Source organism: Priestia sp. JNUCC 25 (assembly GCF_053667915.1).
The window spans coordinates 4022282-4042648 of the sequence record NZ_CM132211.1 but is presented as its reverse complement, the minus strand read 5'-3'; the positions used below and the strand labels follow the sequence as shown (position 1 = coordinate 4042648).

21 protein-coding genes are annotated in these 20367 nt (G+C 40.3%); all 21 read left to right on the top strand.

Annotated elements, in window-relative coordinates; genetic code table 11:
• Positions 1–25 precede the first annotated feature (25 nt).
• The 21 genes from JNUCC25_RS21225 (at position 26) to lepB (ending at position 20366) form a co-directional block, all read left to right on the top strand.
• Positions 26–1054, top strand: coding sequence for a PTS sugar transporter subunit IIC (locus JNUCC25_RS21225; protein WP_016765419.1), 1029 nt, complete (start codon positions 26–28; stop codon positions 1052–1054).
• A gap of 213 nt (positions 1055–1267) precedes the next feature.
• A complete protein-coding gene (gene sdaAB, locus JNUCC25_RS21220; RefSeq protein WP_013058911.1) occupies positions 1268–1930 on the top strand; it encodes an L-serine ammonia-lyase, iron-sulfur-dependent subunit beta in 663 nt (220 codons plus the stop codon).
• Positions 1931–2029: 99 nt separating this feature from the next.
• Positions 2030–2917 carry an L-serine ammonia-lyase, iron-sulfur-dependent, subunit alpha gene (gene sdaAA, locus JNUCC25_RS21215; protein ID WP_014458410.1) on the top strand — a complete coding sequence of 296 codons (888 nt, stop codon included), beginning with the start codon at positions 2030–2032 and terminating at the stop codon, positions 2915–2917.
• Positions 2910–4958: an ATP-dependent DNA helicase RecG gene (recG, locus tag JNUCC25_RS21210; protein ID WP_140457038.1), complete on the top strand. Its 2049-nt coding sequence runs from the start codon at positions 2910–2912 to the stop codon at positions 4956–4958. The genes sdaAA and recG overlap by 8 nt, the downstream gene beginning before the upstream one ends.
• A 501-nt stretch (positions 4959–5459) precedes the next feature.
• Positions 5460–6023, top strand: coding sequence for a transcription factor FapR (fapR, locus tag JNUCC25_RS21205; protein ID WP_013058909.1), 564 nt, complete (start codon positions 5460–5462; stop codon positions 6021–6023).
• 20 nt (positions 6024–6043) lie between these two features.
• Positions 6044–7048 (top strand): phosphate acyltransferase PlsX, encoded by a 1005-nt coding sequence (gene plsX / locus JNUCC25_RS21200; protein WP_028410795.1) that lies wholly within the window; start codon positions 6044–6046, stop codon positions 7046–7048.
• Positions 7049–7051: 3 nt separating this feature from the next.
• On the top strand, positions 7052–7996 hold the full coding sequence (fabD, locus tag JNUCC25_RS21195; RefSeq protein WP_454222440.1) for an ACP S-malonyltransferase: 945 nt from the start codon (positions 7052–7054) through the stop codon (positions 7994–7996).
• 1 nt (position 7997) lies between these two features.
• Positions 7998–8738, top strand: a complete 741-nt coding sequence (gene fabG / locus JNUCC25_RS21190) for a 3-oxoacyl-[acyl-carrier-protein] reductase (protein ID WP_013058906.1) — start codon at positions 7998–8000, stop codon at positions 8736–8738.
• 138 nt (positions 8739–8876) lie between these two features.
• Positions 8877–9110 carry an acyl carrier protein gene (gene acpP / locus JNUCC25_RS21185; protein WP_013058905.1) on the top strand — a complete coding sequence of 78 codons (234 nt, stop codon included), beginning with the start codon at positions 8877–8879 and terminating at the stop codon, positions 9108–9110.
• A 179-nt stretch (positions 9111–9289) separates the two neighbouring features.
• Positions 9290–10036 (top strand): ribonuclease III, encoded by a 747-nt coding sequence (gene rnc, locus JNUCC25_RS21180; protein WP_013058904.1) that lies wholly within the window; start codon positions 9290–9292, stop codon positions 10034–10036.
• Positions 10037–10113: 77 nt separating this feature from the next.
• The gene (gene smc, locus JNUCC25_RS21175) at positions 10114–13674 is read left to right on the top strand and encodes a chromosome segregation protein SMC (RefSeq protein ID WP_454222439.1); all 3561 of its coding nucleotides are present in this window, start codon (positions 10114–10116) and stop codon (positions 13672–13674) included.
• 25 nt (positions 13675–13699) lie between these two features.
• A complete protein-coding gene (gene ftsY / locus JNUCC25_RS21170) occupies positions 13700–14698 on the top strand; it encodes a signal recognition particle-docking protein FtsY (protein WP_013058902.1) in 999 nt (332 codons plus the stop codon).
• 290 nt (positions 14699–14988) lie between these two features.
• Positions 14989–15321 (top strand): putative DNA-binding protein, encoded by a 333-nt coding sequence (locus JNUCC25_RS21165; RefSeq protein ID WP_013058901.1) that lies wholly within the window; start codon positions 14989–14991, stop codon positions 15319–15321.
• Positions 15322–15333: 12 nt separating this feature from the next.
• Entirely contained in the window at positions 15334–16677 is a 1344-nt protein-coding gene (gene ffh, locus JNUCC25_RS21160) for a signal recognition particle protein (RefSeq protein ID WP_013058900.1), read from the top strand.
• A gap of 136 nt (positions 16678–16813) precedes the next feature.
• Positions 16814–17086 carry a 30S ribosomal protein S16 gene (gene rpsP / locus JNUCC25_RS21155; RefSeq protein WP_013058899.1) on the top strand — a complete coding sequence of 91 codons (273 nt, stop codon included), beginning with the start codon at positions 16814–16816 and terminating at the stop codon, positions 17084–17086.
• Between the two features lie 11 nt (positions 17087–17097).
• Positions 17098–17328, top strand: coding sequence for a KH domain-containing protein (locus JNUCC25_RS21150; RefSeq protein ID WP_013058898.1), 231 nt, complete (start codon positions 17098–17100; stop codon positions 17326–17328).
• Positions 17329–17479: 151 nt separating this feature from the next.
• Entirely contained in the window at positions 17480–17863 is a 384-nt protein-coding gene (locus JNUCC25_RS21145) for a YlqD family protein (protein ID WP_064472091.1), read from the top strand.
• A 12-nt stretch (positions 17864–17875) separates the two neighbouring features.
• Positions 17876–18388 (top strand): ribosome maturation factor RimM, encoded by a 513-nt coding sequence (rimM, locus tag JNUCC25_RS21140; RefSeq protein ID WP_013058896.1) that lies wholly within the window; start codon positions 17876–17878, stop codon positions 18386–18388.
• A complete protein-coding gene (trmD, locus tag JNUCC25_RS21135) occupies positions 18388–19128 on the top strand; it encodes a tRNA (guanosine(37)-N1)-methyltransferase TrmD (RefSeq protein WP_013058895.1) in 741 nt (246 codons plus the stop codon). Before rimM ends, trmD begins: the two co-directional genes overlap by 1 nt.
• Positions 19129–19289: 161 nt before the next feature.
• Complete coding sequence (gene rplS, locus JNUCC25_RS21130; RefSeq protein ID WP_013084808.1) at positions 19290–19634, top strand: 50S ribosomal protein L19; 345 nt, start codon at positions 19290–19292, stop codon at positions 19632–19634.
• Positions 19635–19814: 180 nt separating this feature from the next.
• Entirely contained in the window at positions 19815–20366 is a 552-nt protein-coding gene (gene lepB / locus JNUCC25_RS21125) for a signal peptidase I (protein WP_013058893.1), read from the top strand.
• Position 20367: the final 1 nt, after the last annotated feature.

Sequence of the window (20367 nt, the reverse complement as noted above, 5' to 3'; positions counted from 1 at the left end):
AAACAGCATGAGAGGAGAGACAACAGTGGATATTTTAAAAGGAACAGGTTTATTATTATTAGTTTTATTTTTATTTTGGTTGTTTAGCAACAAGGCACCTTATGGCATGAAAGCAATGGGGGCTCTGGCAAGCGGAGCGGTAGCTGCGTTTCTCGTAGAGGCCTTTCAGTCATATGTAGGAGGAGATTTACTAGGTATTTCATTCCTAGGTGAAGTAGGAAAGGCTGCAGGAGGAATGGGAGGAGTTGCGGCGGCAGCACTAGTTGCTTTGGCGTTAGGAGTATCTCCTGTATATGCTCTTATGATGGGGGTGGTGTGTTCAGGGCTAGGCTTGCTCCCTGGATTTTTTGCGGGATACCTCATGGCATTTGTAGTGAAATTTATTGAGAAAAAGGCACCTGCTGGTCTAGACTTATTAGGCAACATCTTAATTGCAGCACCTTTAACAAGATTAATTGGTAATGCATTCTCACCTATTGTAGATGCGACGCTTTTAAATATTGGAGGAATTATCAAAGATACAACAAGTGCTAGCCCTATTTTGATGGGAATTATTTTAGGGGGAGTGATTACAGTAGTAGCAACGGCTCCGCTTAGCTCAATGGCTTTAACGGCTATGCTAGGGTTAACGGGATTGCCTATGGCGATTGGAGCTCTTGCTGTGTTTGGTTCTTCTTTCATGAACTATGTGCTGTTTGATCGATTAAAAATTGGGGATCGTCGTACAACTATTTCAGTTGCAGTTGAACCTTTAACACAAGCGAATATTATTTCAGCAAATCCGATTCCTATCTACATTACAAACTTTGTTGGAGGTGCACTAGCCGGTGTAGTTGTGGCTCTGTTCGGATTGGTAAATGATGCTGCAGGCACGGCAACGCCAATCGCAGGACTTGCAGTGATGTTTGGGTTTAATGACCCTATGAAGGTCACAATTTGTGCAGTACTTTGCGCACTAGCGGGAGCACTAGCTGGGTTTATAGGTTCAGTTGTTTTTAAAAACTTTAAAATTAAAACAGTAGACGATGTAGCTTCCGAGCAAGAAGCAGCTTAAGTAATTCATCTTTTCCTGCATAATATAGCAAAAAAAGCGGTGTGCTTATCTTATTTTTTATGGATAAATACACCGCTTTTTTTATGCGTGAATCCCTAATAAAAATGAGAATTTTTAAATTTTTTAAGAGCGTGAAACAAAGCTTCCAAAAAGTCAAAAGCTCAAGTAACATATAAGTAATAACAATGTCTAAATAGCAGGGGGAAAATCCTTATGAAATATAAATCTGTCTTTGATATTATTGGTCCGGTAATGATTGGACCATCTAGCTCACATACAGCTGGTGCAGCGCGTATTGGACGCGTTGCCCGAACGCTTTTTGGCAAGCAGCCCACAAAAGTTGTGGTTTCACTGTACGGTTCTTTTGCTCAAACGTATAAAGGGCACGGAACAGACGTAGCGCTGATTGGCGGTATTTTAGATTTTGATACGTTCGACCAGCGTATTCCGCAATCTTTGGACTTAGCTAAAAAAGAAGGAATGGACGTCACATTTGTTGAGGAAGCGGCAATCACAGATCATCCGAATACTGCTCGCATCAAAATGAGCGACGGATTAAAGGAAATTGAAGTTGTTGGAATTTCAATTGGCGGAGGGAAAATTCAAATTACGGAGCTGAACGGATTTGAATTAAATTTATCAGGCATGAATCCAGCTATTCTCGTTGTGCATAATGACCGATTTGGTGCCATTGCGACCGTTACGAATATTTTGATGAAACATTCAATTAATATCGGACATATGGAAGTATCTCGTAAAGAGCGCGGAGAAGTAGCGCTTATGGCAATTGAAATGGATACGAATATTGAAGATGATGTCATTGAAGAGTTAAAAACATTGCCTCACATTATTCAAGTAACAAGAATGGTTGAATAGGATAGAACGAACGTGAACGGCCTGCAAAAAATAACAGAGGCCGAGTGATTGTATATGATTCTAAAGTGAAAATAAGACAGAATGATAGCGGAGGTTACTATGTTTCGAAACGTAGCAGAACTAGTAGAATTAGCAGAAAGTCAAAATGTAAAAATTGCAGAGATTATGATTCAACAGGAAATAGATATCACGGGAGTTACTCGTGAAGAAATCATGGAAAAAATGGACCGGAACTTAACGGTTATGGAAGAAGCGGTTGAACGCGGATTAAAAGGGGTACAGTCTGTTACAGGTTTAACAGGCGGAGATGCAGTGCTGCTTCAAAACTATATTCAAAGTGGAAAATCTTTATCTGGAAATTTAATTTTAGATGCAGTCAGCAAAGCTGTAGCGACAAACGAAGTAAATGCGGCAATGGGGACAATCTGTGCAACACCTACTGCTGGATCTGCGGGAGTAGTGCCAGGAACGCTGTTTGCAGTGCAAAATAAGCTAAACCCAACTCGTAAAGAAATGATTGAATTTTTATTTACATCAGGTGCTTTTGGGTTTGTTGTAGCCAATAATGCGTCTATTTCAGGAGCAGCAGGCGGATGTCAAGCAGAAGTTGGTTCAGCTTCAGGTATGGCAGCTGCAGCGATTGTTGAAATGGCAGGAGGTACACCGAGTCAGGCAGCTGAAGCAATGGCAATTACTCTCAAAAATATGCTAGGATTAGTATGTGACCCAGTAGCGGGGCTAGTAGAAGTTCCATGTGTGAAACGAAACGCAATGGGAGCGGCGAATGCAATGATTGCAGCAGATATGGCCTTAGCAGGCATTACAAGTCGTATTCCATGTGATGAAGTCATTGATGCTATGTATAAAATTGGTCAAACAATGCCGGTTGCATTACGAGAAACTGCACAAGGAGGCTTAGCGGCAACACCAACAGGTCGCGAGCTTGAAGCAAAGATCTTTGGTATTGCATTAAATAAAAGTGAATGAACTAACAACTATTTCAATTAAAACCATTAAAGGTATTGGAGAGGAAACAGCACAAGCATTAGAGGATATGCATATTCACAGTGTGCATGACTTGTTAGAACATTTCCCATACCGCTATGAAGATTATGAGTTAAAAGATTTGGCTGAAGCAAAGCATGACGAAAAGGTCACCGTAGAAGGAAAGGTTCACAGCGTCCCCTCGCTTACGTATTACGGAAAAAAACGTTCGCGCCTTACGTTTCGGCTGCTAGTAAACCGCTATTTGATTACGGTTACTTGTTTTAATCGCCCTTACTATAAATCAAAGTTAGAAATCGATCAAACTATTACGGTTACGGGGAAATGGGATCAGCATCGGCAAACGATTAACTTGCAGGAGCTTCAATTTTCTCCGTTTGTTAAAAATCAAACGATTGAGCCTGTTTACTCAGTTAAAGGCAGCTTAACGGTCAAAGGAATGAGGAAGTTCGTCTCTCTTGCGTTGAAGAATTATGGCAGTAGCATTCAGGATATGCTCCCGGCCTCTATTCGTTCTAGATACAAACTAGTAACGCGTGAAGAAGCGGTTAGAAGTATTCACTTACCTCGTGATCATGAAGATTTAAAACAAGCAAGACGTCGATTTGTCTATGAAGAATTTCTACTTTTTCAATTAAAAATGCAGGCGCTTAGAAAGCGCGAAAGAGAAGAAACGCCTGGAATGAAGCAAGTATTTGATTCAACTGAGCTGGTAAACTTCACGAACTTGCTGCCGTTTCCGTTAACAAACGCTCAAAAACGTGTAGTAAACGAAATTACGCACGATATGAAATCGCCTTATCGCATGAATCGCTTGCTGCAAGGTGATGTAGGGTCAGGTAAAACAGTCGTAGCAGCGGTTGCTTTATACGCTACTGTTTTAGCAGGGCATCAAGGTGCTTTAATGGTACCGACTGAAATTTTAGCTGAACAGCATGCTGAGTCATTGACTGCGATGCTTGAAAAGGTAGGAATCAGCGTAGGCTTGCTAACAGGGTCTGTTAAAGGAAAAGCAAGAAGAGAGCTGCTTCAGCGAGTGAAAGACGGAGATGTTCATGTATTAGTAGGTACACATGCCTTAATTCAAGACGAAGTTATATATAATAGTTTAGGGCTCGTCATTACGGATGAACAGCACCGCTTTGGAGTTGGGCAGCGCCGGGTTTTACGTGAAAAAGGAGAGAGTCCGGATGTACTGTTTATGACGGCGACTCCTATTCCAAGAACCCTTGCTATTACGGTGTTTGGGGAAATGGATGTGTCCATTATTGATGAAATGCCAGCAGGACGTAAGGCAATTGAAACATACTGGGTAAAACATGATATGCTTGAACGTATTTTACATTTCGTTGAAAAAGAAATACATGACGGCAGACAAGCTTACGTTATTTGTCCGTTGATTGAAGAATCGGACAAGCTGGATGTTCAAAATGCAATTGATGTACATGCAACACTCACTCACTATTTTAATGGAAAAGCAAGCGTTGGTCTCATGCACGGAAGATTGTCACCTGATGAAAAAGAAGAAGTGATGAAACAGTTTAGCGTAAATGACGTGCAGATTTTAGTATCAACAACGGTTGTAGAAGTAGGAGTGAACGTTCCGAATGCAACCGTGATGGTCATTTATGATGCAGAGCGCTTTGGGTTATCTCAGCTTCATCAGCTAAGAGGACGCGTAGGACGAGGAGATGCACAGTCGTATTGTATTCTGCTCGCGGATCCAAAATCAGAAGTTGGAAAAGAACGAATGACCATTATGACGGAAACAAACGATGGATTTGTATTATCAGAAAGAGACTTAGAGCTTCGTGGACCTGGTGATTTCTTTGGTAGAAAACAAAGCGGGATGCCTGAGTTTAAAGTAGCCGATATGGTGCACGATTACCGTGCGCTTGAAGTAGCTCGAGAAGATGCTGCTAAGCTTGTAAATTCCGACAGCTTTTGGACAGAAGATCAGTTTGCACTGCTGAGAATACAACTAGAAGCAACGGGCGTATTAACTGGAGAAAAATTTGATTAGTAAAAGAGACTGAAACAAAGTATTTTAGTTGAAGGAAAATCCGAACGATCAATCGTTCGGATTTTTTTCATTGTGATGATGAACGTAGATTTCATGTATGTGATGGGTATGCAGGTGCTTTTAACTGTTGAGTGAAGGGCAAGGCACTCCTGCGGGGAAAGCCGAATAGATGAGACCCCGCAGAAGCGTAAGGGACGAGGAGGATCACCGGCCGGCCGCGGAAAGCAAAGTCTTACACGGAAATCAGCAACGGTGTAACAAGCAATCTATACGAGCTCCTTTATCCCATTTGTTCATCTTTAGATTGAAGTGATCTAGTTATGTCTCAATCTCTTTTCGTCTATAAAGATAAAAAACGGCTTAGAGTGAAAGAGTTAGCGGCTGGTGGCCATTAATACTACGTTAATGCGCAGAATCCAGCATGTGAAAAATGTTGCAATTAGAAGGTAATGATTATATACTGCTATTAGTACCTAGTATTAAAAGTTCGGATGGTGGAGAATGAAGCGCAGTAAAAAAGAAAGACAGCAGCTATTAAAAACGACAATTGAAGAAAACCCATTTATTACGGATGAAGAACTAGCAGACCGTTTTTCAGTGAGCGTTCAAACAATTCGATTAGACCGCCTAGAGTTGTCGATTCCTGAACTGCGAGAACGCATTAAGCATGTAGCTTCAAAACAACTAGACGAGGAAGTGCGTTCGCTTCCGATTGAAGAAGTAATTGGAGAAGTTATCGACATTGAACTAGATCAATCAGCGATATCTATTTTTGATGTGAAAACAGAGCATGTGTTTCAGCGTAATCAAATTGCTCGTGGTCACCACCTTTTTGCGCAAGCTAATTCGTTAGCTGTCGCTGTTATTAACAACGAACTAGCGCTCACAGCAGATGCGTCGATCCGTTATCATCGCCCTGTTAAGCTTCATGAACGAGTGATAGCAAAAGCGAAAGTTCTGTCAACTAGTGAAGTGCGAACCACCGTTGAGGTAAACAGCTATGTAGGGCAAGAGCAAGTGTTCTCTGGTACTTTTAAAATGTATCGTTCTACAAAGGATAAATAATAAAAAGGATGAGACGCAACATGAAACTAGCTATTGATGCAATGGGCGGAGATCATGCACCGAAAGCCATTATTGAAGGTGTAGAAAAAGCTACTGCTCAATTTAAAGAATTACATATTACGTTAATTGGAAACGAATCAGAAATAAAAAAGTATTTAACAAATTCAGATCGTATTTCGATTATTCATACAGAAGAAACCATTGATGCAACTGATGAGCCAGTGCGAGCTGTGCGCCGTAAAAAACAAGCATCTATGGTATTAATGGCAAATGAAGTAGCCGAAGGTCGTGCTGATGCTTGTATTTCAGCAGGAAATACAGGGGCGTTAATGACAGCGGGGCTTTTTATTGTAGGTCGCATCAAAGGCATTGAACGTCCAGCACTTGCTCCGACGCTTCCGACACTAGATGGAAAAGGCTTTTTAATGCTAGACGTTGGTGCAAACGTTGATGCCAAGCCTGAACATTTGCTCCAGTATGCTGTGATGGGGTCTGTGTATGCCGAAAAAGTACGCGGCATTCAAGCTCCTAGAGTGGGGCTGCTGAACATTGGAACTGAGGATAAAAAAGGAAATGATTTAACAAAGCAAGCCTTTCAGCTGCTAAAGAATGCTGACCTCAATTTTGTAGGCAACGTGGAATCCCGTGATTTGCTAAACGGCGTAGCGGATGTGGTTGTAACAGATGGTTTTACAGGGAATATGACTCTTAAGAGCATTGAAGGAACGGCGCTTTCCTTGTTTTCTATGATTAAACAAGAATTAATGAGCACGTTAAAAAGCAAGTTAGCCGCAGCGGTGCTAAAGCCTCAGCTGCAGGGTTTAAAAGCGAAAATGGATTACAGTGAATATGGAGGAGCAGGGCTGTTTGGATTGCATGCGCCTGTTATCAAAGCGCACGGTTCGTCGGATGCGAATGCAGTATTTAGCGCGATTAAGCAAGCTGTGAATATGGTGGAAAACAATGTGTCTTCCACTATTCAAAAAGCAATCGAACAAACTGCTAATGAAGAAAAGGAGAGATAAGAAATGGGGAAAATTGCTTTTATCTTTCCAGGCCAAGGGTCACAAACTGTTGGTATGGGAAAAGATTTATATGATGGAACAGAGGAAGCGAAAAAGCTGATTCATACAGCTGACGAAGCTTTAGGGTTCAGTCTTTCAAACATTATTTTTGAAGGGCCTCAAGAAGAATTGACTTTAACTTATCACGCTCAACCTGCTCTTTTAACAACGAGTACAATGCTGCTTGAAGCATTTAAAACGAGCGGAATTACACCCGATTTTGTTGCGGGTCACAGTCTAGGAGAATATAGTGGGCTTGTGGCTGCTGAGGTTTTATCATTTAAAGATGCCGTTGTTGCTGTTCACAAAAGAGGTCGCTATATGGACGAAGCTGTACCAGCAGGTCAAGGTACAATGGCAGCAGTGCTTGGCATGTCAGCGGAAGATCTAGAAGCCGTTACCGCTCAAATTACAAGCGAAGGCGACGCTGTTCAGCTTGCAAATATTAACTGTCCGGGTCAAATTGTTATTTCTGGTACGGTAAATGGCGTAGAAAAAGCAGGAGCTCTTGCCAAAGAAAAAGGTGCAAAACGCGTGATTCCTCTAGTGGTAAGCGGTCCGTTTCACTCTAGTTTAATGAAGCCAGCTGCTGAAAAACTACGTGATACGCTAGAAACAGTGGGCTTTAGCGATGCGAAGGTTCCAGTTATAGCAAACGTAACAGCAAAGCCGGTTACTGACAGTCAAGATATTCAAAACAAGCTAGTGGAACAACTGTATTCTCCAGTGAGATGGGAAGAAACAGTTGAAACACTTCTTGCAGAAGGTGTAGATACATTTGTTGAAATTGGACCAGGAAAAGTATTATCAGGTCTTGTGAAAAAAGTAAATCGCCGTGCGACTGTGTATGCTGTTAATGATCTTATATCATTAAAATCAACGATTGACGCACTAAAAGGGGGAGAATAACATGTTACAAGGGAAAGTTGCGGTTGTAACAGGCGCTTCTCGCGGAATTGGTCGTGCCGTTGCAATTGAGCTGGGAAAGCTTGGTGCTAAAGTAGTTGTAAACTATTCTGGCAGCGAAGCGAAAGCTCTTGAAGTTGTGGATGAAATTAAAGGATTAGGAACGGATGCAATTGCTGTACAAGCAAATGTGGCAGAAAGTGATTCTGTACAAGCAATGATAAAAGAAGCGATTTCTACATTTGGTTCAGTAGATATTTTAGTGAACAACGCGGGCATCACACGTGATAATCTTCTTATGCGTATGAAAGAAGACGAATGGGATGATGTTATTAATACAAACTTAAAAGGCGTATTTTTGTGTACAAAAGCGGTTACTCGTCAAATGATGAAGCAGCGCGCAGGACGTATCATTAATATTTCATCAATTGTCGGCGTCAGCGGTAATGCTGGACAAGCAAATTATGTAGCAGCAAAATCAGGCGTGATTGGTTTAACAAAAACAACTGCCAAAGAATTAGCAAGCCGCAATATTACAGTGAATGCAGTTGCTCCTGGTTTCATCGCAACAGACATGACGGATAAATTGAATGAAGAAGTGCAGGCGGAAATGTTAAAGCAAATTCCTCTTGCAAGCTTCGGCCAGCCTGAGGATGTTGCGAACGCAGTTGCGTTTTTAGCATCAGATGCAAGCCGTTATATTACGGGTCAAACGATTCACGTTGACGGCGGAATGGTGATGTAAAAAATGCACTTTACGAAAAGTGTAATTTGGTGATAAAGTACAAAGGGACGTTTACTAGGCGACCGATAAACTTTATTATTCAACCATAGTATTTTAGATGGAAATCATCTATAATGACTTGAGGGGAGGTGAAGAACAATGGCAGAGGTACTAGAACGCGTAACAACAATCATTGTTGATCGTCTTGGTGTAGACAAAAGTGAAGTGAAACTAGAATCTAGTTTCAAAGAAGACTTAGGTGCTGACTCTCTAGACGTAGTTGAATTTGTAATGGAGCTTGAAGAGGAATTTGATATCGAAATTTCTGACGAAGAAGCTGAAAAAATTTCAACTGTAGGAGATGCAGTTAATTACATACAGAGCCAAATTTAATCTGTAGTATATGTATGAAAAGCCCCGTTAAACAGCGGGGCTTTCTCTTCTTTTTAAGAATTTCAAAAAAAGACCTCTTTTTTTGAAAAGGTAGTGTATCTTTTAGGATACCTCGTTTTATAATGAGAGATGTTAGGAAAAACTACGAAACAATTGAAGCATGTCAGCGGAGGTATTTTATGCCTAAACAATATTCAAATCGAGATCGAAAGATGAACGTGAAATTCAAGCAAAATTTTGCAGAGTTTCAAAAGGAAATTGGTATTCAGTTTACAAATGAAGCGCTTCTTTTTCAAGCATTTACACATTCATCCTATGTGAATGAGCATCGCAGAAGACCGTATGAAGACAACGAGCGTCTTGAGTTTTTAGGAGATGCCGTATTAGAGCTAACCGTATCACAATTTTTATTTAAAAAGTATCCAACGATGAGTGAAGGTGAGTTAACGAAGCTTCGTGCAGCAGTTGTGTGCGAACCGTCGCTTGTTACTTTTGCAAATGAAATGGATTTTGGTAAACTAGTGTTACTTGGAAAAGGTGAAGAGATGACCGGCGGCCGATCTAGACCGGCTTTACTGGCCGATGTGTTTGAAGCATTTATCGGAGCTCTTTATTTAGACCAAGGGCTTGATACGGTAGTAACGATTCTAAAAAAAGTTGTCTTTCCAAAAATTAATGAAGGTGCTTTTTCTCATGTGATGGATTTCAAAAGCCAGCTTCAAGAAGTGATTCAACGTGATGGAGTTGGACAATTAGAATACAAAGTTTTGCAAGAAAAAGGTCCAGCGCATAATCGCGAATTCTTATCTCGCGTATCGTTAAATGGTGAAGAGCTCGGCGTTGGTGTAGGCCGTTCGAAAAAAGAAGCAGAGCAAAAAGCAGCTCAAGTAGCTATTACGAAAATTAGAGCAAGTCAAACGAAATAAAATGATCCCCCTCTTAACGTATTCGTTATAAAGGGGGATTTGCTATGAAAAGATTACAAGTGTGAGGGGGGATTTCTATGTTCCTCAAACGATTAGATATTGCAGGATTCAAATCGTTTGCAGAAAAAGTATCGATAGATTTTGTGCCAGGTGTAACGGCGGTAGTAGGACCGAATGGAAGCGGAAAAAGCAACATTACGGATGCCATACGCTGGGTGCTTGGAGAACAATCAGCCAAATCGCTTCGTGGAGGGAAAATGGAGGACATTATTTTTGCAGGAAGCGAATCGCGCCGTGCTGTAAATGTTGCTGACGTAACCCTTACGTTGGAAAATGATGACCAGTTTCTCCCGCTTGACTATCATGAAGTTAGTATTACAAGGCGCGTGTACCGCTCAGGAGACAGTGAATTTTTTATTAACAACCAGCCGTGCCGCTTGAAAGATATTGTCGATTTATTTATGGATTCAGGACTTGGAAGAGAAGCTTTTTCGATTATCAGTCAAGGAAAAGTAGAAGAAGTACTAAGCAGTAAATCTGACGAGCGTCGTAAAATTTTTGAAGAAGCAGCAGGTGTATTAAAATACAAAACGCGTAAACGAAAAGCGGAGCTTCGACTTCTTGAAACGCAAGAAAATTTAAATCGAGTGGTAGATATTCTTCATGAAATTGAAGGTCAGTTAGAGCCTTTACAGATTCAATCGTCTATTGCAAAAGATTATTTGCAGAAAAAAGAAGAATTAGAGCACATTGATGTGGCTGTTACGGTATTTGAAGTTGAAGATCTTCATCAGAAATGGGAAAAATTAAAAGCTGAAATGGCTCAGCACGAGCAGCTTGAAGAATCTCTCGCGACGAATATTCGCACGCGTGAAGGAGAAATCCAGACCCTTCGTTTGCACATTCAGCAAATAGATGAACAACTAGACTCTTTACATAAAAAACTACTATATGTAAGTGAAGAAGTAGAAAAGCTAGAAGGCAAAAAAGAAGTATTAAAAGAGCGTAAGAAAAATGCCTTTCAAAATAAAGAGCAGCTGGAACGTTTAGTAAAAGAGTATACTCATAAGCATCAAGAGCTAAGTAAAGCAAAAGACAGCGAAGGAAAAGATCTTGAGCAATCTCAAAAAGAAGTACAAGAGATACGTCTGAAGCTTACTGAGCAGGAACAACTGTTCAGGCAGTACAGCGAGAATCTAGAAGAAAAACTTGAACAGATGAAAAGCGAGTATTTTGAATTAGCGAACGCTCAGACATCCGCCCGAAATGAAATTTCATTTTTAGAGCAGCAAAAATTGCAAACGTTTGAAAAAGAGCAGCGTTTAACAAAATCCAACGAGCAATACGTAGAACAGCGCCGTGAATTAACGCAGCGAAAAGAAGCGGCGATCAAAAGGCTTGCTCAGTTTCGTCAAGAGCTTCAGCAAGCTGTACAAGTGTATAAGCAGCAAGGAGAGAAGCTTGAGTCATTAAGGCAAGCCTATCGTAAACAAGAGTCTACGCTTTATCAAGCTTATCAGTACGTGCAGCAGACAAAATCACGAAAAGAAATGCTTGAAGAGATGCAAGAAGACTATGAAGGTTATTTTCACGGTGTAAAAGAAGTATTAAAAGCGCGTGATGAGAAGCTTGCAGGTATTAAAGGTGCCATTGCTGAGCTAATCAATGTTCCAAAAGAGTATGAAACAGCGCTTGAAATTGCGCTTGGAGGAGCAGCTCAGCATATTGTCGTTCAAGACGAACAAAGTGCACGTCAGGCAATTGGCTTTTTGAAACAAAACGGTTACGGGAGAGCTACATTTTTACCACTGACGTCTGTAAAAGACCGCTATGTTCCGGCTCAAACTATTTCTACGCTAGAGAGTCACGAAGCGTATGTAGGAATTGCTTCATCTCTTGTTAAATACGAAGCTACCTACGAACGAGTTATTAAAAATTTGCTTGGAACCGTTATTGTTGTCAATGATTTAAAAGGTGCAAATGAACTTGCCCGTCTTGTACAGCATCGCTATCGTTTTGTGACCGTTAAAGGAGATGTCGTCAACCCCGGTGGTTCGATGACAGGCGGTTCAATGAAGCAAAAGTCCAACTCTTTGTTAGGCCGTCAGCGTGAAGTGGAAGCCATTACGGCAAAAATAGAAGAGATGGAACAAAAGACGCTTGTGCTCGAGCAAGATGTGAAAGATAAAAAGTCACAGATTGAAGAACTTCAGCAGGAAATTAATAAACAGCAGGCATTTGTGGAACGCTTGAAAGACAAAGAGCAGGAGTCTGACCGAGAAGTAAAGCAAATTGACATCGAAGAAAAAGCAGTGAATGACCGCTTGACCATGTACGATCATGATATTGCTAGCTTTAGGCAAGATCAAACGAGCTTGTCCGCTCGAATTGATGAGCTGCATACGAGTTTGCAAGGAAATCAGCAGCAGGCAAATGTGTTAGAGAAAAACATTGAAGAGTTAGCTGCACGCAAGCATACACAGCAAACGTCTAAAGAAACGTTTCAACATGAGCTTACAGAAGTAAAAGTCCTTCTTGCGAAAAAAGAACAGTTCCTCGCAAATCAGCAAGAAAAATATGAAAGAGTGTGTTTTGAGCTTGATCAAACCATTCAGCGTTTATCTGAAACTACAGATGATCTTTCTCTTTTAACGAGTGAAATCACGAGCAACGACTCGGGTGAACTTCAGCTCGAAGAAGCGGCGCATGAACGAATAAAAGAAAAGACAGAAACGTTGAAATTAATGGATGACTGCAGATCAGAGCGGTTAAAAGCCCAGAATAAACTTGAAGACGAAGAGAGGATTGTAAAAGAGCTGCAGCGTCAGTACAAACAAATTGCGGATGCTTTAAAAGATGAAGAAGTCAAAATTAATCGAATTGACGTAGAGCTAGACAGCCGTCTGCAGCAGCTGACAGAAGAGTACGAAATTAGCTTTGAAGCAGCAAAAGAAAAGTATCCTTTAACATTAGATATTCAAGAAGCGAGGAAAAAAATCAAGCTCATTAAGTTGGCAATTGATGAATTAGGAACCGTAAACTTAGGTTCTATTGAACAATACGAACGCGTTTCAGAGCGCTATGAATTTTTAAATACGCAGCGAGCGGACCTTGACGAAGCGAAAAATACGCTGTATCAAGTGATTGAAGAAATGGACGAGGAAATGAAGAAACGTTTTTCTGATACTTTCTCTCGTATCCGCAATGAATTTGGTACAGTGTTCTCTTCACTATTTGGGGGAGGAAAAGCGGATTTGAAATTAACAGATCCGAAAGATTTATTAAATACAGGGGTGGAAATTGTTGCCCAGCCTCCTGGGAAAAAACTGCAGAATCTAGGGTTGCTGTCAGGCGGAGAGCGTTCGTTAACAGCCATCGCTCTCCTGTTTTCTATTTTGAAAGTACGTCCAGTGCCGTTTTGTGTGCTAGATGAAGTGGAAGCGGCGCTTGATGAAGCAAACGTTCATCGCTTTGCTACGTATTTACGCAAATTTAGTAATCAAACACAGTTCATTGTTATTACTCACCGAAAAGGTACAATGGAAGAAGCTGATGTACTGTACGGTGTGACGATGCAAGAATCTGGCGTATCGAAATTAGTCTCTGTTCGTTTAGAAGAATCAAAGCAATATGTTTAACTCATAGAATGAAAGGGTGGTACGAATGAGCTTTTTTAAGAAACTAAAAGAAAAAATTACAATGCAAACGGATTCTGTTACACAAAAATTTAAAGATGGACTATCAAAAACGCGCAATTCTTTTTCAGAACGCGTGAATGATCTAGTGTCTCGCTATCGTCAAGTAGACGAAGAATTTTTTGAGGAATTAGAAGAAATTTTAATTAGTGCTGATGTCGGTGTGGCTACCGTGTTAGATTTAATTGATGACTTAAAATCGGAAGTGAAACGCCGTAATATTAAGGACCCTCAAGATGTGCAGGCTGTCATCTCTGAGAAATTAATTGATATTTATGAATCTGGTGAAGAGCAGATTGGTGAACTGAATATGCAGCAAAATGATTTAACGGTGATTTTGTTTGTAGGGGTAAACGGCGTTGGGAAAACAACAACAATTGGGAAAATTGCGCATAAATTCAAACAAGAAGGCAAAAAAGTCGTAATGGCAGCAGGAGATACGTTCCGTGCCGGTGCGATTGAGCAGTTAGAAGTATGGGGAGAACGCGTTGGTGTTGATGTTATTAAGCAATCTGCAGGCTCTGACCCTGCCGCTGTCATGTATGACGCTGTTCAGTCAGCCAAGGCTCGAAAAGCAGATGTTTTACTATGTGATACAGCAGGGCGCCTTCAAAACAAAGTGAATTTAATGAAAGAATTAGAGAAAGTAAAGCGTGTTATTGAGCGAGAAATTCCTGGTGCTCCTCATGAAGTACTTCTTGTACTTGATGCGACGACGGGTCAAAACGCTTTAAGTCAGGCTAAAACATTCTCAGAAGCAACGAACGTGACGGGAATTGTGTTAACAAAACTAGATGGTACGGCTAAAGGCGGAATTGTTCTTGCCATTCGAAACGAACTGAAGCTTCCTGTTAAATTCGTTGGACTTGGAGAAAAAGTAGACGACCTTCAGCCGTTTGACACGGAGCAATATATCTATGGGTTATTTGCCAATGCTGTAGAAGAAGAAACAGAAAAAGAGGCGTAATCTAAAAAGAGGCTGGGATATAAGTATCTTAGTTGAAGAAAGATCCGAACGATTAATCGTTCGGATTTTTTTATTAGTAGGGTGGACGCAGGTTGCATACGAGCTCCCTTAACCCGTTTGTTCGTCTTTAAATCGAAGTAATTTAATCATATCTCCATCTCTTTCAAGTGGGAAAATGTGAGGTGTTAAGGAAAAAACTTGACATTCAAACCTAGCCTAGTTAAACTAATAACATGTAAAGGCTTTTCACTTAACAAGGGGGCGGTCAGATGGTTGAAAAGAGCGTGCATATGCTCGAAAAAACAACAAGAATGAATTACTTATTTGACTTCTATCAGGCGCTGTTGACGCCCAAACAAAGAAGTTATATGTCACTTTATTACTTGGATGATTATTCCCTCGGTGAAATAGCGGAAGAATTTGATGTGAGTCGTCAAGCAGTTTATGATAATATAAAACGTACAGAGCAAATGCTTGAACAATATGAGGAAAAGCTATTGTTATTTCAACGGTTTCAAGAGCGTCAATCAATTGTTCAACAACTGAAAGACGAACTTGCAGCTGACTTAAACAAGAACAGTAAGCTTTCTTCTCTTCTTGATTCGCTCGAGAAATTAGATTAGGGGGCGGCGTATATGGCATTTGAAGGATTAGCCGACCGTTTGCAAAGCACACTGCAAAAGTTAAAAGGAAAAGGAAAAGTTAACGAAGCTGATGTTAAAGAAATGATGCGTGAAGTTAGACTTGCCCTTTTAGAAGCCGATGTAAACTTTAAAGTAGTAAAAGACTTTGTTAAGCGCGTAAGCGAACGTGCTGTAGGTCAAGACGTTCTTAAGAGCTTAACGCCTGGACAACAAGTTATTAAGGTTGTACAAGAAGAATTAACTGCACTTATGGGCGGAGAGCAAAGCAAGATTGCAGTAGCTCCAAAAGCTCCAACTGTAATTATGATGGTTGGACTTCAAGGTGCAGGTAAAACAACAACAACCGGTAAACTTGCCAATTTATTACGTAAAAAATATAACCGTAATCCATTGCTTGTAGCAGCAGATATTTATCGTCCGGCAGCTATTAAACAGCTTGAAACACTAGGGAAACAGCTTAGCATGTCTGTTTTTTCATTAGGTGATCAAGTAAGTCCTGTGGAGATTGCGAAACAAGCTATTGCTCATGCGAAAGAAGAGCATCACGATTATGTATTAATTGATACAGCGGGACGTTTGCATGTTGATGAAAATCTAATGGAGGAGTTAGAACAGATCAAAGAGCTTTCTAACCCAGACGAAATTTTCCTTGTTGTCGATGCTATGACGGGTCAAGATGCGGTAAACGTTGCGGATAGCTTTAATAAGCAATTAGGATTAACTGGAGTTGTATTAACGAAACTAGACGGCGATACGCGCGGTGGTGCAGCGCTTTCTATTCGTGCAGTAACCGATACACCAATTAAGTTTGTCGGTCTTGGAGAAAAAATGGATGCTATTGAAGCATTCCATCCAGAGCGTATGGCTTCCCGTATCTTAGGTATGGGTGATGTGCTGACGCTTATCGAAAAGGCTCAGGCAAATGTAGATGCTGAAAAAGCAAAAGAGCTTGAAGCTAAGTTGCGCACGCAGTCATTTACATTTGATGACTTTTTAGATCAACTTGCTCAGGTGCGTCAAATGGGACCGCTTGATGAGCTAATTGGTATGCTTCCGGGCGCCAATAAAGTAAAGGGGCTCAAAAACCTGCAGGTTGATGAAAAGCAAATTAATCATGTAGAAGCAATCATTCGTTCTATGACGAAAGCGGAAAAAACAAACCCTGAAATCATTAATGCAAGTCGAAGAAAGCGTATTGCAAAAGGAAGCGGACGATCTGTACAAGAAGTCAACCGTTTACTTAAACAATTTGAAGACATGAAAAAAATGATGAAACAAATGACAAATATGTCAAAAGGCAAGAAAAAGGGTATGAAACTTCCATTCTTTTCATGATAAAATGCTTGATTTGGACTGAAAAACCAAAGAAAATAAAATATTTTTCTAGTGTTAAGAAAAAAACCTTTACAAACATTTTACCTATTTGATATTATATTATCTTGTTGAAACATATTCGGAGGTGCTTTATAAAATGGCAGTAAAAATTCGTTTAAAACGTATGGGAGCTAAAAAATCTCCTTTCTATCGTATCGTAGCAGCAGACTCTCGTTCACCACGTGATGGACGTTACATCGAAGTAGTTGGAACTTACAATCCTGTAGTTCAACCAGCTGAAGTTAAAATCGATGAAGAGCTAGCTCTTAAATGGTTACAAAATGGTGCTAAACCATCTGATACAGTTCGTAACCTTTTCTCTAACGAAGGCATCATGGAAAAATTCCATAATGCTAAATTAGGAAAATAATTTCACTCGAGATGACATCACTAATCGAAACAATTGTAAAGCCGCTTGTTGATTATCCAGCTGATGTTAAAGTGGAGGAACAAGAAGATGAACGTCAAGTGACTTACATCCTTACTGTTCACCAAGAAGATGTCGGCAAAGTAATCGGCAAACAAGGCCGCGTTGCAAAAGCGATTCGAACTGTTGTGAATGCAGCAGCATCACAGCAAGGTAAAAAAGTGTATGTGAAAATTCAAGAGTAATCAAAAAGGGAGAGGGATAACCTCGCCCTTTTTTTATGTTATGATAAGATGAACGTTTTGATCACAGTAAGTCTTTTGCGAGCAAGAGGTAGCTATTTCAATATGCATGTAAAAAGCACAAGGTCACTATCTTGAGGGCGGAGGGAACGTTTTGAACATTATTCAAAAAGTGGTTGTGAAACAAGTGTTAACTGAAGCAAGCAAACAAGATCTTGAAAATCGTTTTATAAACCGCAAGCAGGCGCTTGAAAAAGAAATGGAACAGCTGAAATTTCAGTTAAAGCACATGGAAAAAGCCAATAAAGGTTCTTCTTTATTACATAGTCAGTTTGAAAAAGAAAAATCCGCTCGCCTTGAAAAAATTGAAGTGTTGAACTTTCAGCTGACGCAATTAGAAAAGCTTCCTTTAGGGAGCGAACTCATTGAAACGGAACTGGATGCCTTAGTAGAGGTAAAAATCGGCGATGATTGGGAAAAGATAAAAGAAAGTAAAACAATTATTATAAAAGATAGCAAAGTTGTTGAGATTAGATAGAGGTGAAGAAGCATGAAATGGTTTAAGGTTGGAAAAATTGTGAATACCCATGGTGTAAAAGGAGAAGTTCGTATTGTATCAACTACGGATTTTGCTGATGAGCGCTATGAAAAAGGAAATAAACTTTATATCTTCAAAGAAAAGCAAAGCGAGCCGGTAGAAGTAACGGTAGCAAGCCACCGCAGGCATAAAAATTTTGATCTGCTTACATTCGAAGGCTATCAAAACGTAAATGATGTTGAGCAGTATAAAAACTGCGAAGTGAAAATCCCTGAGGAGCAGCTAACGGATTTAGAAGACGGTGAATTCTATTTCCACGAAATTATTGGCTGTACAGTAAAAACAGAAGACGGAGTAGAGGTAGGAACGGTCAAAGAAATTTTAACGCCGGGAGCTAATGATGTGTGGGTTGTTAAAAAAGGCGGAAAAGAAGTTCTTATTCCTTACATCGACGACGTTGTACAATCTATTGATATAGATGAAAAAGAGATTGTTATTACAGTAATGGAAGGGTTATTGGACTAATGAAAATTGATGTACTGTCGCTATTTCCTTCTATGTTTGACGGTGTTTTTGGTGAATCAATTTTGAAAAAAGCACAGGAAAAAAATGCGGTTGAACTGAATGTAGTTAATTTCCGAGAATATTCTACGAACAAACATCAAAATGTGGACGATTATCCTTACGGCGGAGGTGCTGGAATGGTATTGACGCCTCAGCCTATTTTTGACGCTGTAGAAAAGCTGACTGAAACAGCTAAGAAGCCCCGGGTAGTTTTGCTTTGTCCGCAGGGCGAACGTTATACACAGGCAAAAGCAGAAGAGCTAGCAGCAGAAGAGCATTTAATTTTTATTTGCGGTCATTACGAAGGATATGATGAACGAATTCGTGAGCAGTTGGTAACTGATGAAATTTCAATTGGTGACTATGTATTAACTGGAGGAGAGCTTGGTGCAATGGTTGTGATCGATAGCGTTGTTCGCCTGCTTCCCGATGTGCTTGGCAATAATCATTCAGCTGTACAGGACTCACACAGTACAGGTTTACTAGAGCACCCCCACTATACGCGTCCTGCTGATTTTAGAGGCTTAACGGTTCCTGAAGTACTTATGTCAGGAAATCATAAAAAAATTGAACAGTGGCGCCAAAAAGAGTCTTTAAAGCGCACGCTGCTTCGAAGACCGGATATGCTTGAAAAGATGGAGCTAACGGAAGAGCAAAAGAAACTAGTAGCTCAATTAAAAGAAGAAAACCAGCTTTCATAAATCCATAAAATTTATGCATAAACTCTGTTGCATACGGTATAAGAGTGTGCTAAGATAGATTTTGTGGCTTGGGCAGATGTCTGGTCACCTATAACGATGTTCCGCTGCAATGATTGAAAAGCATTGGTATGAGCGTCTGTTGGAAGGAGTTGAAACACGCGATGCAAAAATTAATCGAAGAGATTACAAAAGAACAATTAAAAACAGATCTTCCTACGTTCCGTCCTGGTGATACTGTACGTGTACACGTAAATATCGTTGAGGGTACTCGTGAACGTGTTCAGGTATTTGAAGGTGTTGTTATTAAGCGTCGTGGCGGTGGTATCAGCGAAACATTTACAGTACGTAAGATTTCTTACGGTGTAGGTGTAGAGCGTACATTCCCACTTCATACGCCAAAAATTGCAAAAATCGAAGTAATGCGCCGCGGTAAAGTACGCCGTGCGAAACTTTATTACCTACGTGAATTACGTGGTAAAGCTGCGCGTATTAAAGAAATTCGATAATAGTAAAGGGGAGCTTGTTTATACAAGCTCCTTTTTTCAAATGTTTTTTTAGAACGATTCGTTCTCTGACAGTAAAAAATAGACGTACAAGTCATCATTTTTTTATTCTATTTATTTATTAGGCGTTTCAAACATTATCGTTTAAAATAAAGGTATGACATAAGAGTTGGAGGACTGAAGATGGCTCGAAAGAAAAATGAACTGTGGGAATGGATAAAAGCAATCGCCATTGCCGTACTGTTAGCTGTTGTAATTCGCTATTTTTTGTTTGCACCGATTGTAGTAGATGGACTTTCTATGATGCCTACGCTGCATGACCAAAATCGAATGATTGTAAATAAGTTCTCCTATAAGATTGGTGATCCTGATCGCTTTGATATTATTGTTTTTCATGCTACAGCGGAAAAAGATTACATAAAACGTATTATCGGACTGCCGGGTGATCATATTGAGTATCGAAATGATACGCTATATGTAAATGGAAAAGCTTATAAAGAGCCCTATTTAGATCAGTATAAAAAAGAAGTGATTGACGGTAATTTAACCGAAGACTTTAAACTAGAAGACGTAACGGGTAAAAAGACTGTGCCAGAAGGCTATTTGTTCGTGATGGGAGACAATCGACGCTACAGTAAAGACAGCCGTCAGATTGGCTTTGTGAGCATGGACAAGGTGCTTGGTAAAACGAGTGCCGTATACTGGCCGATTAAAGAAGCACGTTTTGCAAAGTAAA

Coding starts and splice junctions, on each gene's coding strand:
- sdaAB (WP_013058911.1), top strand. CDS start 1,268: ATGAAATATAAATCTGTCTTTGATATTATTGGTCCGGTAATGATTGGA.
- sdaAA (WP_014458410.1), top strand. CDS start 2,030: ATGTTTCGAAACGTAGCAGAACTAGTAGAATTAGCAGAAAGTCAAAAT.
- fapR (WP_013058909.1), top strand. CDS start 5,460: ATGAAGCGCAGTAAAAAAGAAAGACAGCAGCTATTAAAAACGACAATT.
- plsX (WP_028410795.1), top strand. CDS start 6,044: ATGAAACTAGCTATTGATGCAATGGGCGGAGATCATGCACCGAAAGCC.
- fabD (WP_454222440.1), top strand. CDS start 7,052: ATGGGGAAAATTGCTTTTATCTTTCCAGGCCAAGGGTCACAAACTGTT.
- fabG (WP_013058906.1), top strand. CDS start 7,998: ATGTTACAAGGGAAAGTTGCGGTTGTAACAGGCGCTTCTCGCGGAATT.
- acpP (WP_013058905.1), top strand. CDS start 8,877: ATGGCAGAGGTACTAGAACGCGTAACAACAATCATTGTTGATCGTCTT.
- rnc (WP_013058904.1), top strand. CDS start 9,290: ATGCCTAAACAATATTCAAATCGAGATCGAAAGATGAACGTGAAATTC.
- smc (WP_454222439.1), top strand. CDS start 10,114: ATGTTCCTCAAACGATTAGATATTGCAGGATTCAAATCGTTTGCAGAA.
- ftsY (WP_013058902.1), top strand. CDS start 13,700: ATGAGCTTTTTTAAGAAACTAAAAGAAAAAATTACAATGCAAACGGAT.
- JNUCC25_RS21165 (WP_013058901.1), top strand. CDS start 14,989: ATGCTCGAAAAAACAACAAGAATGAATTACTTATTTGACTTCTATCAG.
- ffh (WP_013058900.1), top strand. CDS start 15,334: ATGGCATTTGAAGGATTAGCCGACCGTTTGCAAAGCACACTGCAAAAG.
- rpsP (WP_013058899.1), top strand. CDS start 16,814: ATGGCAGTAAAAATTCGTTTAAAACGTATGGGAGCTAAAAAATCTCCT.
- JNUCC25_RS21150 (WP_013058898.1), top strand. CDS start 17,098: ATGACATCACTAATCGAAACAATTGTAAAGCCGCTTGTTGATTATCCA.
- rimM (WP_013058896.1), top strand. CDS start 17,876: ATGAAATGGTTTAAGGTTGGAAAAATTGTGAATACCCATGGTGTAAAA.
- trmD (WP_013058895.1), top strand. CDS start 18,388: ATGAAAATTGATGTACTGTCGCTATTTCCTTCTATGTTTGACGGTGTT.
- rplS (WP_013084808.1), top strand. CDS start 19,290: ATGCAAAAATTAATCGAAGAGATTACAAAAGAACAATTAAAAACAGAT.
- lepB (WP_013058893.1), top strand. CDS start 19,815: ATGGCTCGAAAGAAAAATGAACTGTGGGAATGGATAAAAGCAATCGCC.